The sequence below is a fragment of the Parabacteroides chongii genome (genome assembly GCF_029581355.1).
Taxonomy (GTDB): domain Bacteria; phylum Bacteroidota; class Bacteroidia; order Bacteroidales; family Tannerellaceae; genus Parabacteroides; species Parabacteroides chongii.
The window spans coordinates 5784045-5800883 of record NZ_CP120849.1 but is presented as its reverse complement, the minus strand read 5'-3'; the positions used below and the strand labels follow the sequence as shown (position 1 = coordinate 5800883).

Sequence of the window (16839 nt, the reverse complement as noted above, 5' to 3'; positions counted from 1 at the left end):
GCAAATTTAGCTATTTTTGCTGCGCTAAGAACTACAAAAACATTAAAATGCGCATGAAAAGATTCAATTTAGTTATTTTAGTCGCGTTATTCGGACTGCTGACCAACCTTTCAGCACAAGTACGCAGTGAGTTCCTTCTGGAGAAAAACTGGAAGTTCACCCGTGAGGATAACCCCGACTTTATCAAACCCGCTTTCGACGACAGTAAATGGCAATCGGTGACAGTCCCTCACGATTGGGCGATATACGGTCCGTTCAGTTCCCAGAACGACAAGCAGGAAGTAGCCATTTCACAGGATGGCCAGAAAGAGGCAATGGAACACGCCGGACGTACAGGCGGTCTGCCTTTTGTTGGTGTCGGTTGGTACCGTACCGAGTTTGAAGTCCCCCAGTTCGCTGAAGGTAAAAAAGCATCCATCCTGTTCGATGGAGCGATGAGCCATGCGAAAGTGTATATTAACGGAGAAGAAGTAGGGTATTGGCCTTATGGATACAACTCGTTCCATTTCGATATTACGAAGTATCTGAAACCGGGACAGAAGAATACATTGGCTGTCCGCCTGGAAAACCTGCCGGAATCATCCCGCTGGTATCCCGGAGCCGGTCTGTATCGGAACGTACATGTGATTGTTACGGAAGATGCACATATCCCTGTTTGGGGAACGTATGTGACAACTCCTATCGTAAAGAAAGAATTTGCCAAAGTGAATGTAAACACGAAGGTGAACCTGCCGGCAGGAGCTGACCCGAAACAATATGCAGTAAAAACAAGCCTTCGTAATCCGAACGGACAGATGCTGGTAGAGACAATGCTTCCATTGACCGACATTAAATATAATAACGGTTCGGTCGACCAGGAGTTTATTGTTCATACTCCGACACTTTGGTCACCGGATATGCCGGCCCTGTATGTGGCAGAAAGCCGTTTGTACCGGAACGGAACCGAGTTGAAAGACGAATACACGACCCCGTTCGGTATCCGTTCCATCGAGATCATTCCGGGTAAAGGCTTTTTCCTGAACGGTGAAAAGACCGTGTTCAAAGGCGTATGTAACCACCATGACCTGGGGCCGTTGGGAGCAGCTGTGAATGATGCCGCTATCCGTCGCCAGATCCGTATCCTAAAAGAGATGGGGTGTAATGCGATCCGTACTTCCCACAACATGCCTGCTCCTGAACTGGTGAAGGCTTGTGATGAGATGGGTATGATGCTGATGGCTGAAAGCTTCGACGAATGGAATGTCGCTAAATGTAAGAACGGCTACAATCTCTTCTTCGATGAATGGGCGGAAAAAGACATGGTAAACCTGGTTCACCATTTCCGTAATAACCCGAGTGTGGTGATGTGGTGTATCGGTAATGAAGTGCCGAACCAGTGGAACGAGGGAGATGCCAAGATTGCCCGCTTCCTGCAGGATATCTGCCACCGGGAAGACCCGACTCGCCCGGTAACCCAGGGTATGGATGCACCGGATGCTGTCGTAAACAATAACTTTGCAGCCGTAATGGACGTAGCCGGTTTCAACTACCGTCCGTTCAGATATCAGGTCAATTACAAGAAACTACCGCAGGAAATTATTCTGGGAAGTGAGACGGCTTCAACGGTAAGTTCACGCGGTGTCTATAAATTCCCGGTTGAACGCAAGGCGATGGCTGTCTACGACGATCATCAGAGTTCTTCTTACGACGTAGAGCATTGCGGCTGGTCAAACCTGCCGGAAGACGATTTCATCCAGCATGAAGACCTGCCTTATTGTATCGGCGAGTTCGTATGGACTGGTTTCGACTATCTGGGTGAACCGACTCCGTATTATACTAACTGGCCGAGCCATAGCTCCCTGTTCGGTATCATTGACCTGGCCGGTATTCCAAAGGACCGCTACTATCTGTATCGCAGTCATTGGAACAAGGCTGAAAAGACGTTACATATCCTGCCTCACTGGACATGGCCGGGACGCGAAGGTGAAGTGACTCCGGTATTCGTTTACACCAACTATCCTTCTGCCGAGCTGTTCATCAACGGAAAGAGCCAGGGTAAACGTACGAAAGATCTGAGCATCGGCATCGACAGCAGCTATACCGAAGCGGCTCAGAAGAGTTTCGAACGTCAGAAACGCTATCGCCTGATGTGGATGGATACCAAATATGAGCCGGGTACGCTGAAAGTGGTTGCTTACGATAAGGATGGAAACGCAGTTGCTGAAGAGGAAGTACATACAGCCGGCAAACCTCATCATATCGAGCTTTCTGCCGATCGTAACAATCTGACTGCCGATGGCAAAGATCTGTCTTTCATTAATGTACGGGTAGTGGATAAAAACGGTAACCTTTGTCCGGATGCCACCAACCAGATCAAGTTCAATGTTCGTGGAGCCGGTACATATAAAGCGGCAGCCAACGGTAATTCGGCAAGCCTCGAATCTTTCCAGGCTCCGCAGATGAAGCTGTTCAGCGGACAGCTGACTGCCATCGTACAAACGGAAGAGACTCCGGGTACGATCTACTTCGAAGCTTCTTCACCGGGAGTCAAGAGCGCACGGATTGAGTTGATAAGTAGATAAGATTATTTCAAGGTATAGAGAAAATCCCTTTCGCACATCATTCTGCGAAGGGGATTTTTTTATGGATAGATTCGGATATTGTTCTATTTGTATGTTACTTTTCTCTTGAAAGAAAAGTAACCAAAAGTTCAAGGCTGCACCTGCCTCGCTACTCCGTATCCTGCGTTCGCTGTCGATAGGTAAGGGTCGTTCGCGAACGACCCCTACAGCGGATGCTCCGGACGCTCTCTCCGGCTGCTACGCTTTACGCTCGCCAGCTGAGGCCTTTCATAGAACGTAAAGCGTTCTCCTGTGATTGCCGATACTGACAGTTCTTTAGGCTGTCATCCCGGGATGACAGGTTTGTTATCAATCCCGAAGTCCCAAGCTTGTCATTCCGGGCTTGACCCGGAATCGTGCAAAAAGCAAGCGGTGTCGGCAATCCTAAGAGGAAGCTCTGCTTCCTATGAAAGGCCTAAACGGATGAACGTCCGCGTAGTCTTTCACCGTAGCAGTGAAGCCGGTTCAGCCTTGATCTTTTGACTACTTTTCCATCAAGGGAAAAGTAGGTTTAAAATTACTTATTGTACGATATTTCCGATCGCATCGAACGTAACCTCCGTGCTCTGCCCGTTGTGATCGACGGTAAAGGTATAGAATGTGCCGTTTGCATCGATCTTTACCAGGATCGATTCAATCGTGTCTCCGGCGTAGCCCGTAGATTGGAAACTATCCATGATGATCTCAGGTACATCCTGCTCCGCGATCTGGTAGGAAGTACTTTGCCATAAATAATTCTTATTCAACTGAGCAATCTTGTACACCTTTCCATCCAGCATATTCAGGATATACCCGTCGGCATTACTCTGTATATCCAGCAAGTCGCAGGTTGCAAAGGTGAATGCCATCAACGTATGTACCTCTGCCGGTATCACGATCGGGGCATCCTCATTCCCTTCATCATTTACAGCCTTGATAAGATTGCCGTACAGGGAGTAATACAGATCCATATCGCTGTTCCCTTTTTCGGCATCGATCTTATAAACGACCGTCATGCTATCCCGGTTGATCGTATAAGAATCATCGACTTTCCAACCGGCATAAAGTCCGTTATCGAATGCGGCGGTCACCGCTTCCGGAAGCTGGTTGAAAGGCGTATCCGCTTTGTCCATCATCCACTTGCCCTGTTCGGTCAGCCACGCTTCGGTAGAGACACCGTTGTTCGTGAATTCCGCTACGTAGTAATTACCCTCTATCGTAAAGATCGGGTTGGAGGCATTCGGATATTTCTTGTTGAAAGCCTGCATGACCGGTTCGGTCGGTTCGATTGCATTTTTGTGATCGTCGTCGTTATTGTCGCAACTGGCGAGAAATAATCCCAAAACGGCGAAAAGGGATAGAAAGATTGACCTGATGTTCATATTCTTATTGTTTTAGCGATTAATAAGTGCATATTTCTATTTGTCGATAAAGAACAAGCCGGACGTAAGGAATGTTTTCCGTAAAACCGAACACACTGTCCGATATTGAACACCCGTTCATCCTTCCTTTTTGCACATAATCAGCTGTTTAGCTTTTTGGCACGGAGTTTGCCCCTAGGAGGACAGAAAATAAAAACAATACTAAATATGGACAGAGAGATATCGAAAGAGGTTCGGAGAAAAGAACAACGCAAACAGATCATCAAGATCGGGGCAGGGGTAGGGAGCATTGTTCTCGTCGTTGCCGTTGTCATCTCTTTTCTGCAAACCAGCCTGAATCGTAAAGACATTACTATTTCGAAAGTGGATAAAGGGGTGATCGAAGTATCGGTCAGCGCATCCGGGAAAGTGATTCCCGCCTTTGAAGAAATAATCAACTCACCGATCAATTCCCGCATCGTCGAGATCTATAAAAAAGGCGGTGATTCCGTGGATGTCGGTACCCCCATTCTGAAACTGGACCTGCAAAGCGCAGAAACCGAATACAACAAACTGCTGGACGAAGAACAGATGAAACGCCTGGAACTGGAAAAGCTGAAAGTCACCAACCAAAGCAAGCTGTCTGAAATGGAAATGAAACTGAAAGTGTCCCGCATGGAACTCGACCGGAAAGCCGTGGAACTCCGTAACGAGCGCTATCTCGACAGCCTCGGTGCCGGAACGACCGACAAAGTGCGCCAGGTAGAACTCGACTTCAACGTCAGCCAGCTCAAACTGAAGGAAGACGAACAGAAATACATCAACGAACAAGCTCTTTCCGAGGCTGATCTGAAGGTAAAAGAACTCGAACTCAACATCTTCCGCAAAGGCCTGGCCGAGACCAAGCGTACGCTCGACGATGCCCAGATCCGTTCGCCGCGTAAGGCTATCCTGACGTATGTGAACAACGAGATCGGTGCCCAGGTGCCACAGGGAACGAAAGTCGCCATCGTCTCCGACCTGTCCCACTTCAAGATCGAAGGAGAGATAGCCGACACGTATGGCGACCGTATCGCCGCAGGCAGTAAGGCGGTCGTTAAGATCGGCAGTGACAAGCTGGAAGGTACCGTCAGCGACGTCACCCCGCTTTCAAAGAACGGCGTGATCTCCTTTACCGTGCAGTTGGAGGAAGACAACCACCGCCGTCTCCGCTCCGGCCTGAAGACGGACGTCTACGTCATGAACGCCGTAAAAGACGACGTCATGCGCATTGCCAACGCTTCCTATTATGTAGGTAAAGGTGAATACGAACTGTTTGTCATCAACGGCGACCAACTGCTGAAGCGCAAAGTCCAGCTCGGTGACAGCAATTACGAATACGTGGAAGTGGTCAGCGGCCTGCAGCCCGGCGACGAAGTCATCGTCTCCGACATGAGCAGCTACAAGGATAAGAACAAACTCAAAATCAATTAATATCAAACATCATGATCAAGTTAACAAACCTCGAAAAGATCTACCGCACGAAGGAGATTGAAACAGTTGCCCTGGAAAATGTAAATTTGGATATCCAAAAAGGTGAATTCCTGAGCATCATGGGACCGTCCGGTTGTGGAAAATCGACCTTATTGAACATTATCGGCCTGCTGGACGCTCCGACAGGCGGTATGGTGGAAATTGCCGGTACGAATACCAGCAATATGAACGACAAGCAGCTGGCTGCTTTCCGTAATAAGACGCTGGGCTTTGTCTTCCAGTCGTTCCATCTGATCAATTCACTGAATGTCCTGGATAATGTGGAGTTACCGTTACTCTACCGCAACGTCTCTTCCTCCGAACGCCGCAAGGCAGCCGAAGCCGTTCTCGAAAAGGTCGGTCTGAGTCACCGTATGCGTCACTTCCCGACCCAGTTGTCCGGTGGTCAGTGCCAGCGTGTAGCCATTGCCCGTGCGATTGTCGGTAACCCCGAGATCATCCTGGCGGATGAGCCGACCGGTAACTTGGACTCGAAGATGGGTATCGAGGTCATGGAGATACTTCATAAACTGAACAAGGAAGACGGACGCACCATCGTGATGGTAACCCACAACGAAGCGCAGGCACAGCAGACCAGCCGTACGGTGAGGTTCTTCGACGGACGACAGGTACAGTAAGGATGAGCCCTCATGCATTGTCCGTATCGGGAAGGGCGGGCAGATGGCTTTTACTGACGCGTAGCAATACTCGGGCCGGTGTGATGCCTGATAATTGCGATTTGGGTAGTTCCTTATCCATGACTAGTGTGATTTTAAAGTTTGAATAACAAAGATAGACATTATGTATAAACAATACCTCAAACAGGCCTGGCAATTGATGAAGCAGAACCGCTTCTTCAGTTTCGTTTACATCCTGGGGACGGGGCTTGCCATCTCGATGGTGATGATCATGGCCACGGTCTATTACATCCGCACGGCAGACATTGCTCCGGAGGATTGCCGGAGCAGGCTGTTGCAGCTTAACCGTGTATCGGTGAAGTCGAAGGATGAGAATGGCGGAACGCACAACTGGTCGCTTTCGCTGCATGCTGCCCGGCAGATATTGGGTGAATTGTCGGAGGTGGAGAAAGTTGCCTTCGCGATCAATCCGCAAGCGGTGGATATATTGATGGGAACCGTCTATTCGCAGTTGCCCGGAAGTCCCGACCGCTATAAGACGATGGTTGAGGCTGTCGACGGTGCGTTCTGGCAGATTTTCCGGTTTCGTTTCCTCAGCGGTAAACCCTTTACCGGTGAAGAATTTGAAAGTGGCGTGAAGCGTGCCGTGTTGAGTGAATCGTATGCCCGCCGCCTGTTCGGAACGATAGAGGCGGAAGGCAAAGCCGTTCTACTCAACGGGCTGGAATACCGCGTCAGTGGGGTGGTGAGGGATGTTTCATCGGTTATGTCGATGACTTGTGCCGATATCTGGATACCGATCACCTCGGTTCCTGTCCTGGCGGAAACGGCCAATGCCGAGAGGTCTGCCGGCCCTGTTGTCGCCTACCTGCTTGTCTCCGGTCCCGCCCGTTTCGAAGCCGTCCGCGATGAGGTGAACCGCCGCCGGCTCCAATACAACGCTACTTTGCAGGAGAGGTATGTGGATACATTGTGGCTATCCACCCCGAAGCAGACGGAGCTTCAGAAACTCGACTACGGTTCTTCGCTGCCGGACATCATCCGCCGTTACTTGCTTATCGCGTTGGTCTTCATGCTGGTTCCCGCCATCAACCTGACGGGGCTTATCTCTTCGCGGATGCAGGAACGCACCGAAGAGATGGGGCTGAGGAAAGCTTTTGGGGCCGGTGCGCGTACGTTGGTGTCGCAGGTACTGACCGAAAACCTGATGTTGACCTGTATCGGCGGGCTGGCCGGTTTGCTGGTGTCGTGGGTACTGGTTGTCGTGTTGCGTAACTTCCTGCTCGGCAGCGTCGGATACATGGCTGCGACGGGTGATGTACAACTCACATTCGGCATGTTGTTCAACTTCCCGCTTTTCTTTTCGGCTTTCGGGCTTTGCGTGTTCCTTAATCTGCTCTCGTCGCTGCTGCCCGTATGGAAAGCCGTGCGCCGGCCGATAGCAGACTCGATCAACGATAAATAATGATATATTATGATAAGACATCTATTTAAATTAATATGGACACAACGCCGTTTCAACTTGTGGATCGTGCTCGAATTGTTTGTCGTCTCCGCCCTGATGTGGTATATCGTCGATTTCCTGTCCGTCCTGACCATTACCGCCTCTACCCCGACAGGCTTTCATATAGATAACACCTATAAGCTGACCCTTGCCGTCCGTCAGAAGAACGAAAACGGGTATATTACTTACGAAGAAGATAGTCCCGAGCCCTGGCTGAATATGCAACGTATTGCCGAACGTCTTCGCCAGCACCCGGATATAGAAGGTGTGAGTGTCGGTTCCTGGCATTTCCCTTATTGCCGCAGCAATATGAGTAACCAGTTTTGGCACGATACGTTGAGGGTGAATGCCGATATTCTGACCGTTACGCCCGACTACTTCCGTGTGTTCCGTGTTGCCGGCTCCGATGGCAATCCCGAAACGTTGGCGCAGGCTATGACTGAGGGCTATGTGATTTCTTCCGCCGTGGAAGAACGGCTCTTTCCCGGTTCTTCGGCTATCGGGCAGACCATCCTCGATAAAGGCGATAGCCTGGAGATGCGTGTGACGGGCGTTACCGGGCTGATGAAACGGACGGAGTTCGACCGTCCGGCATGTTTCCTTTTTGTCCCGTTGAACGAGTCTTTGTTGTCCGTTGAGAGTGAGAACGATCTCTGGAGCTCTGTCGACATTTGTTTCCGTGTGAAAAAAGGGGTGGCGAAGAACGACTTTGCCGAACGTTTCGGGCGGGAGATGCGACAACAGTTGCAAGCCGGCAATTTCTATCTGTCGGAGGTCACGCCTCTGAGTAATTACCGCGACGTGCAGCTCCAAAAGGCTTATAATATCTTGAATTACCGGATTGGCTTTGCCGTCTTTTTCCTGCTTAACATATTCCTGGGAGTGATCGGAACATTCTGGTTGCGTATCAATAAACGTAATTCGGAGATAGGCTTACGTATGGCGGTCGGCTCTTCCCGGCATACCATCCTGTGGCAGATGGTGGGAGAAGGGATGATTCTGTTGTTTATCGCTTTCCTTCCGGCACTGGTCGTCTGCCTGAATCTGATACATCTCGACCTGCTTCCGAAGCAGTATATGGACGTAACGCCTTTACGTTGCGGATTGACTACGGTGATCACGCTGGTTTTGCTGGTGTTCGTGGTCGTGCTCGGTACCTGGTATCCGGCCCGCCGCTCTTCCCGTATCGAACCGGCGGAAGCATTACATTATGAATAAAAGACAGCGAGGGATATGTTCAAACAGTTAAACCAACTAAACCTGCAGTGTTCGATACCGTGACCACTGTTCGTTATTGAACACTACGGTATTTGCTCTTGGGGCTTACTATCAGTTAGTTATGTTTGTGGCACGGCATTTGCCTTTGCAGAATCAAAACAAATAATATTGCACCATGTATAAACAATACTTCAAACAAGCCTGGAACCTGATGAAGCAAAACCGCTTCTACAGCGCGGTCTATATCATCGGTACCGGATTGGCTATCTCGATGGTGATGGTCATGGCGATCGTGTACCATATCCGTACCGCCGACATTGCCCCCGAAGTGCATCGCGGCAAATACCTGTACATCGACCAGATGAAATATGAGCGGGGCAAAAGCAACACTACTTTCTTCTGGGGCATCCGTTCTGCTAAAGAATGCCTGATGCCGTTGAAGTCGGCGAAGGAGGTGGCACTGATGACCAACACGGCCATTACAAGCATGCTTCATGGCGATACTTATGTACAGATTCCAGGGGGAGACGACCCGCAGAAGGTACAGGTGATGGGGACGAACAATAGCTTTTGGCGCCTCTTTTCTTTTTCATTTATCGAAGGGAAGCCGTTTAGTGAGGAGGAGTTCCAGTCGGGTTTCCCCCGTGTGGTCGTTTCCGAATCGCTGGCACGCCGTATTTTTTCGACGACGACCGGTGTGACGGGAAAAAGCATTCTGCTCGATGATACCGAATATTCTGTCAGTGGTGTGGTAAAGGATATCTCTGCCGTTACACCGTCCGTTTATGCCGATATGTGGATGCCTTATACTTCCATACCGCTGATTATGGGGGCCTCCAATGAACGCGATGTGTCGGTCGGCTTGCTGACGGTCTGTATTCTGCCTGTCGACGGGATGGGAGCCGATGAGGTGAGCCTTGAACTGGAAGAAATGATCGACCGTTATAATACGACCCTGGCCGACGGAAAGCTCAGTATGATGAACGGGGTGGAGACGCATCTGACGCATGTGGTCCGCCAGTTTGTGATGGGCGGCTCCGTGACAGCGGTTTATCTGATACTCCTGTTCCTGATCTTGCTTTTCATGCTGATCCCGGCTCTGAACCTGTCCGGTCTGAACGCTTCACGGATGCAGGACCGTATTTCCGAACTGGGTGTGCGGAAGGCTTTCGGGGCACGTAAGAACCGGCTGTTGACACAGGTACTGATAGAAAACTTGTTGTTGATGCTGCCGGGCGGATTGGTTGGACTACTGGTCTCTTATGGGATGGTTGCGCTTTTCCAGCAGTTGCTGCTTACTCCGGGTATCATCGCTATGGTACAGGGCAGTGTGCAGACGGAACTGACATTCGGAATGCTGTTGAGTCCGGCCGTGTTCGGCTATGCCTTCCTGGTTTGCTTCGTATTGAACCTGATGTCGTCGATGATCCCTGCTTGGCGTGCGATCCGTGTGAATATAACTGAGTCATTAAATCACAATTAAAGAGATAGATATGCTGTTACATATACTGAAACTGATCAAAACACAACGCCGCAGCAATACCTGGGTGTTTGTCGAACTACTTGTCGTCTTCGTACTGCTTTGGTACGCCGTCGACCGGATGATGATGAACCGGATAACACAGGTGCAACCGATGGAATATTCGTTTGAAAATGTCTATAAGGTGACGCTGGCAGTACGTCCTTCAAGCAGCGCTTCCTATATTGCCTACGAAAAGGGAAGCCAGGAGGCGGGAGAGGATTTCATGCGTATCATCCGCCAGTTGGAGGCACATCCCGACGTGCAGGTGGTAGGTATGGCGAACGGGGCTTCGATGCCTTATACATATATGTCCAATTCGGAGACTTACTTTCAGGAGAAAGATTCTCTTTTCCGGAATGCCTTTGACTTCAACGTTACGCCCGGTTATTTTCGTGTGTTCGATATACATACAGCCGATGGCGATTCGTCGGACGAGCTGGCTGCAGCTATTCAGGAGGGTATCCTTATCAGTGAGCCGATGGCAATGGAATGTTTCGGTTCGACGAAGGTGGACGGCGAGGAGTTGCTTATCCTTCAGGATGATACCTTTCGTTTCCGTGTAAAGGGAGTAACGAGGGCCGTGAAACGCGAAGAGTTCAGTCAACCGCCTTCGATTGTCTTTAAAGAGATGAAGGAACGGAGTATCCTCAGGATGGGTGAACAGGAGCTGGGGAAGATGCAGATCTGTTTCCGGGTTCGTCCGAATGTCGCGGTGGAAAGTGCTTCCGAATATGCCGTCCGTTTTAAGAAAGAGATGAAACACCGGCTAGCGGCGGGAAACTTCTGGCTGGCGAATGTTCAATATTATCCCGATGTACGTACGAACTATCTGGCGACCTCGATGAATACGGGTGGGCAGAAGCTGGATGTTGCCATTAACCTCTTCCTGCTGATCAATGTCTTTTTGGCTGTGATCGGGACATTTTGGTTCCGTGTGAACCGTCGCCGTAACGAGCTGGGGATTCGCATGGCGGTCGGTTCTACCCGTCTCCGCCTGCAGCAGTTGCTGATCGGCGAGGGATTGATGATACTGACTATTACTGCCGTACCTGCCTTGCTGATCTGTGTGAATGTAGCCTTCGCCGGCCTGCTTAGTACGGAAGTGATGGAGGTTACTTTCGGCCGTCTGCTGACCGTCAGCCTCCTTACCTGGGGAATCCTGGCCGGTATCATCACCCTTGCCGTCTGGTACCCGTCGCATAAAGCGGCACACCTGGAGCCGGCAGAAGCCTTGCACTATGAATGACTCCCGTAAGGGCGGTTCGCGAACCGCCCCTACACAACACAAAAAACTATGTATAAACAATATTTCAAACAAACCTTTCACATGTTGAAGGAGAGCCCCTGGCTCAGCTTCATCTCGATCTTCGGTACGGCATTGGCCATATCGCTTATCATGACGATTATCATCGCTCACCAGGCGATGTACAAGAACATGCCTCCCGAGACGGCCCGCGAACGGACGCTTTATGTCAAGTGGGTCGGTGTGCAAGATAAACTGACCGAAAGCACCCAGGCCAACGGTTACCTGTCGCTAAAGACGATCCGCGAATGTTTTCAGTCGTTGGAGATACCGGAGGCGGTTTGTATCACCTCCCCGGCACAGTCGCACCTGGCAACCATACCCGGTGATCCGGGCGAACGCTGCTTCGTTCTCTTCACCGATGATGTGTTCTGGAAGATATGCTCCTTCAATGTATTGAGGGGAAACCTATACACCAAAGCCGAGTTCGACGCCGGTATCCGGAAAGTGGTGATCAGCGAAAAGCTGGCACGCCGCATGTTCGGCTCGATCGACGAGGCGGTGGGGAAGAGCATGCAGCTCAGCTTCGTCCCCTATACGGTCTGCGCTGTGGTGGCCGATGTCACTCCCCGTACTACATTCTCCTATGCCCATGCTTGGGTACCTTTCACTTCGGCCAATATCCCCGAGATAAAAGGAGCGGAAAATATTATGGGACATTACAAATGTATGATCGTGGCCCGCTCTTCGTCCGATTTCGACGAGATACGCGAGGAGATCGACCGACGGACGGAACAATATAATAAGACGCTGGTCGATCATAAGGTCTATTACTATCGACAGCCGGATACCAAATATGTGGAAGAGATGCGTTTCGGTCCCGGTATGCCGGATATGCGAATGGTCTATCTCAATGCTATTATCCCGATCTTGATCGCTTTATTGGTGCCTGCCATCAACCTCTCGGGCCTGACTTTATCGCGGATGAAAGAACGGGTGAGCGAACTGGGAGTGCGTAAGGCGTTCGGATGTACCCGGGCCGGGTTGCTCGGACAGATCGTTTACGAGAATATCGTGTTGTCGGTAGTCAGCGGGTTACTGGGGTTGCTGTTCTCCTATTGGTTCCTTTACCTGTTGAAGGATTGGGTGTTCACCTCTTCCACCTACTTCGGTATGGATGTGACGGCGGAGGTGCCGTTATCGATCCTGTTCCGTCCGGAGGTGTTCCTGATCGCTTTCCTGTTCTGTTCGCTGCTGAACTTATTGAGTGCCTGTGTCCCGGCGTGGCGTGTATCGTCGATACCTATTGTTGAATCATTAAAAGGGGAATAAGGAGGAACGTATGATGATAAAGCACCTGTTTAAAATAATATGGAACCAGCGTAAGAGTAACGTCTGGATACTGACGGAATTGATGTTGGTCTCTGTCTGCCTGTGGTACATTATCGATTATATGAGCGTACTGTCTACGATCGTCCGTACTCCGTTGGGATTCGACATAACCGATACTTATCGTGTCGATATCAACGAACGTACTCCCGATAGCGACAACTACCTCGACCCCGCTACCAAAGAAACGACTACCGGCCAGGATCTGTTGACCATCATGGAGCGTATCCGGCAATACCCGGCTGTGGAGGAAGTATCGTTGTCGATAGGCTCTCAGCCGTATGCCGCAACACATTATACCAACCAGATCTATTATAACCGCCTGTTCTATAAAGATACGGTAGGGGTGACTATGCAACGCTACAAAGTAACGCCTTCCTTCTTCCGTGTCTTCCGTATAGAACGCGAAGGAGGGAACGGGCCGACCCTGGCCGATGCGCTCGATGTACGTTCGATCGTTTTGTCGGCCAATGGCGCCGCGGAACTGCTGCCGGGCGAGAATGCGGTAGGTAAAAGTCTACAGATCGGTAAAGACGGCTACTTTAAGGAGGTAAAAGCCCTTTGTACCCCTATCCGCTGGACGGAGTATGAAAAGAGCAGGCCTTGTTTTTATACCTTGCTGCCGGAAGGTGAAATAGCCGGTGAAATGAGTTCGAACGACCTGGCGAATATGGAGCTCTGCGTCCGTATCCGTCCGGATGCCGCTCTCCGTTTCAGTGACGAGTTTCGCCGGGATATGGCGACGCAGTTGTCGGTAGGTAATCTATATATGATAGATGTCCGTCCCTCTTCATTGATAAAGAGGGCAGTCGTAAGCCCGGTACTGAGCGATATAAGGATGCGCCTGTTCCTTCTGTTTTTTCTGGTTGTGAATATCTTCCTGGGTATCTCCGGAACGTTCTGGTTTCGTACGCAGCACCGCCGGGGGGAGATGGGACTGCGTGTCGCCCTGGGCTCTACTTCACAAGGTTTGCGGACTTTGTTGATAAGCGAAGGATTGGTGATGCTGTTCCTGGCCATGCTGCCTGCCGTCATCATCTGCTTTAACCTGGGAGTAGCCGAACTGGTCAACATCTATTGGGCGGACTTTACCCTCCCTCGTTTCCTGATAGGAACAGTGTTGACTTGCCTGCTTATGTCGCTGATGATCATATCCGGCATTTTATATCCGGCCTGGCGTGCCATGAAGATGGAACCGGCAGAAGCCCTGCATTACGAATAACAGATCCCGTACGGGCGGTTCGCGAACCGCCCCTGCATAAACAACAATAACGATTATGTATAAACTCTATTTCAAACAAGCCCTGGCCATGCTGAAGGAGAATAAACTCCTCAGCCTGATCTCTATTCTGGGAACAGCTTTGGCCATCTGCATGATCATGGTGATGGTGATCACTTACGAGGTAAGGGTAAATAACTATTCACCGGAGGATAACCGCGACCGGACGATGTATGTTCGGTGGGGCGGCCGTGACTTTAAAGGTTCAAACTATGGCAACGGTTACCTCTCCCTGAAAACGATCCGGGAGTGTATCCAAACGATGGAAACACCCGAAGCAGTCGCTATCGTTTCCCCCTGGCGCAGCCAGTTGGCATCCATTCCGGGAGGACAGGAAAAGAAAGATTGCCTGATGCTGTTTACCGACGATGTGTTCTGGAAGATATTCAATTTCGACTTTGTGTCCGGTAGCCCGTATACGAAAGAAGAGGTGCAGTCGGGTATCAAAAAGGTCGTTATTGCGGAGTCGCTTGCCCGCCGGCTCTACGGAACTTCCGATGCGGCAGGCAAGACGATCATGATCAGCTATAAACCCTATACCGTCAGCGGCGTAGTAAAAGATGTGTCTACGATTGCCAAAGCATCGTATTCCGAAGTATGGGTGTCTTATTCGGCGCAGCCTTTCCCCGACGATACCTGGGCGGAGAGTATAACCGGCTGGTATCAGGCCATTATCCTGGCACATTCCCCTGCCGATTTCGATGCTATCCGGCAGGAGATGGACAGGCAACTGGTTCGTTACAACAGTTCGCTGACCGATTATAAACTCACGTTGTACGACCAACCCGATACCCATCTGGATTGGGAGATCAAAGGCCTGGGGGCAATGGGGCCTGACAAGACAAAGACCATCCTGCAATATCTGCTGGTGATCGTTATCTTGCTGCTCGTTCCGGCTATCAACCTGTCGGGTATGACCTTGTCGCAGATGCGGAAACGTATGTCGGAAATAGGTATCCGTAAGGCTTTCGGGGCAACCCGGGGAACATTGTTGGTGCAGATCCTTTCGGAGAGTATGGTCTTAACCCTGCTGGGGGGCGTTATCGGGTTGTTTATCTCTTATATCGCGATCTGGCTGATGCGTACCTGGTTATTGAGCAACAGTTTTGCTTCTATCTCCTCTGTCTTTGGAGGCACGCCGGCGTTGTCGGTGACGGAACTGCTTAACCCGGTGATATTCCTCTATGCCTTTGTGTTCTGCCTGATACTGAACCTGCTGTCGGCGGGAATACCGGCTTACCGGATGGCCCGGAAGAATGTAATGGAAGCGTTGAACGAATACTAAACCCATACGAAGATGATCAATCATATATTAAAACAAATATGGAACCAGCGGAAGAGTAACGGCTGGTTGTTCGGTGAACTGTTGCTTGTTGCCGTTTGCCTGTGGTACATAGTCGACTTTTTGCTGGTGACGCTGTATGCTTTCAATGCTCCTATGGGGTTTGATATCGACCATACCTATAAGTTCCAGTTCAGCGCACGCGAAGAAGGTGCTGAGGGATATCTGTCGTCCGAAGAACATCCGGCAGCCGTAGGTGAGGACTTGTGGGATGCGATGAACAGGCTCAGGCTGCATGCGGGGGTGGAAGCGGTTACTTTGTCGAGATTCGGTGTACCGTACAACGATATAATCAATTATATGCCCTTGGGACGTGATACGGTGGTGGAGAAGACGGCTTGTCGCATCTATTACGTAACACCGGAATATTTCGATGTCTACCGTATCCCTGCGGCACCGGGAAGTAACCGGCAGCCGGGAGAGGGTGTGACTGCCAATAGTATTGTCCTGACAAAAGATGCAGCCGATAAGATATTCGAAGGGCAGGATGCTCTCGGAAAGATGGTCTATTCCGGCGATAATACCTGGACAACCAAAGTAGGGGCCATTTGTGGAGTAGTTCGTAGTTCTGAGTTTAAGCGTCCCGGACCGAATGTGTATCTCTGTATGGGAGAAGGGGATATTAAGACGATAGATGCCGGTTTTCTTCCCTGGGCCGAAGTCTCGGTAAGGGTAAAACCGGAAGCGGACAGGGATTTTGCCGAAACCTTTATGAAAGAGAACAGTAATCAGGTAGAGATAGGGAACCTTTACTTGCAAAGCATCACTCCTGTATCTACTATACGGGAGGACGGCATACGTGAAGGCAAAGGGGAGATGAATACCCGTTTGTCGATCCTGCTCTTCCTGTTGATCAATATCTTCCTGGGAATAGTCGGTACATTCTGGTTCCGTACCCGCCAGCGGCAGGGGGAGATGGGGCTTCGCATGGCATTGGGTGCTACCCGTAACCAACTGCGGAGTACTGTCCTGGGGGAAGGTGTCTTGCTGTTGACTCTTGCTTTTGTTCCGGCAGTAGTGATCTGTGGCAATATCATGTTTGCAGATCTGACAAATACAGTACTGATGGATAACACTGTCTTGCGTTTTGTCGTAGGTATGCTGATCACTTACCTGTTGATCGTAGGTATGATCATTGCCGGAATCTGGTATCCGGCCAACGAAGCAGCACGCCTGAAACCGGCAGAGGCTTTACATTATGAGTGATTTATACATGGCACGCAGATGACGCAGATTGAACAGATTTGCACAG

12 protein-coding genes are annotated in these 16839 nt (G+C 50.4%); 11 read left to right on the top strand and 1 reads right to left on the bottom strand.

Translation table 11 applies throughout. The features are described 5' to 3' along the window. The first annotated feature begins 53 nt into the window (after positions 1-53). On the top strand, positions 54-2561 hold the full coding sequence (galB, locus tag P3L47_RS22375; RefSeq protein ID WP_277782180.1) for a beta-galactosidase GalB: 2508 nt from the start codon (positions 54-56) through the stop codon (positions 2559-2561). A 560-nt stretch (positions 2562-3121) separates the two neighbouring features. Here galB and P3L47_RS22370 read toward each other — a convergent pair. Beyond that, entirely contained in the window at positions 3122-3961 is an 840-nt protein-coding gene (locus P3L47_RS22370) for a PepSY-like domain-containing protein (RefSeq protein ID WP_277782179.1), read from the bottom strand. A 207-nt stretch (positions 3962-4168) separates the two neighbouring features. Between P3L47_RS22370 and P3L47_RS22365 the strand changes: the two genes are divergently transcribed. From P3L47_RS22365 to P3L47_RS22320, 10 genes are all read left to right on the top strand, one after another. After that, a complete protein-coding gene (locus P3L47_RS22365; RefSeq protein WP_122363342.1) occupies positions 4169-5413 on the top strand; it encodes an efflux RND transporter periplasmic adaptor subunit in 1245 nt (414 codons plus the stop codon). Between the two features lie 11 nt (positions 5414-5424). Continuing rightward, positions 5425-6090, top strand: a complete 666-nt coding sequence (locus P3L47_RS22360) for an ABC transporter ATP-binding protein (RefSeq protein WP_122363341.1) — start codon at positions 5425-5427, stop codon at positions 6088-6090. Positions 6091-6253: 163 nt separating this feature from the next. Next, positions 6254-7555, top strand: coding sequence for an ABC transporter permease (locus P3L47_RS22355; RefSeq protein WP_345799059.1), 1302 nt, complete (start codon positions 6254-6256; stop codon positions 7553-7555). Positions 7556-7564: 9 nt separating this feature from the next. Next, positions 7565-8812: an ABC transporter permease gene (locus tag P3L47_RS22350; protein ID WP_277782178.1), complete on the top strand. Its 1248-nt coding sequence runs from the start codon at positions 7565-7567 to the stop codon at positions 8810-8812. A 175-nt stretch (positions 8813-8987) separates the two neighbouring features. After that, positions 8988-10295 carry an ABC transporter permease gene (locus tag P3L47_RS22345; protein WP_277782177.1) on the top strand — a complete coding sequence of 436 codons (1308 nt, stop codon included), beginning with the start codon at positions 8988-8990 and terminating at the stop codon, positions 10293-10295. 10 nt (positions 10296-10305) lie between these two features. Next, the gene (locus tag P3L47_RS22340) at positions 10306-11580 is read left to right on the top strand and encodes an ABC transporter permease (protein WP_277782176.1); all 1275 of its coding nucleotides are present in this window, start codon (positions 10306-10308) and stop codon (positions 11578-11580) included. An 81-nt stretch (positions 11581-11661) separates the two neighbouring features. Then, positions 11662-12909 carry an ABC transporter permease gene (locus P3L47_RS22335; RefSeq protein WP_277782175.1) on the top strand — a complete coding sequence of 416 codons (1248 nt, stop codon included), beginning with the start codon at positions 11662-11664 and terminating at the stop codon, positions 12907-12909. A 10-nt stretch (positions 12910-12919) separates the two neighbouring features. Then, a complete protein-coding gene (locus P3L47_RS22330) occupies positions 12920-14188 on the top strand; it encodes an ABC transporter permease (RefSeq protein ID WP_277782174.1) in 1269 nt (422 codons plus the stop codon). Positions 14189-14243: 55 nt separating this feature from the next. Then, the gene (locus P3L47_RS22325) at positions 14244-15530 is read left to right on the top strand and encodes an ABC transporter permease (protein ID WP_129732436.1); all 1287 of its coding nucleotides are present in this window, start codon (positions 14244-14246) and stop codon (positions 15528-15530) included. 12 nt (positions 15531-15542) lie between these two features. After that, a complete protein-coding gene (locus P3L47_RS22320; RefSeq protein ID WP_277782173.1) occupies positions 15543-16793 on the top strand; it encodes an ABC transporter permease in 1251 nt (416 codons plus the stop codon). The last annotated feature ends 46 nt before the right edge of the window (positions 16794-16839 follow it).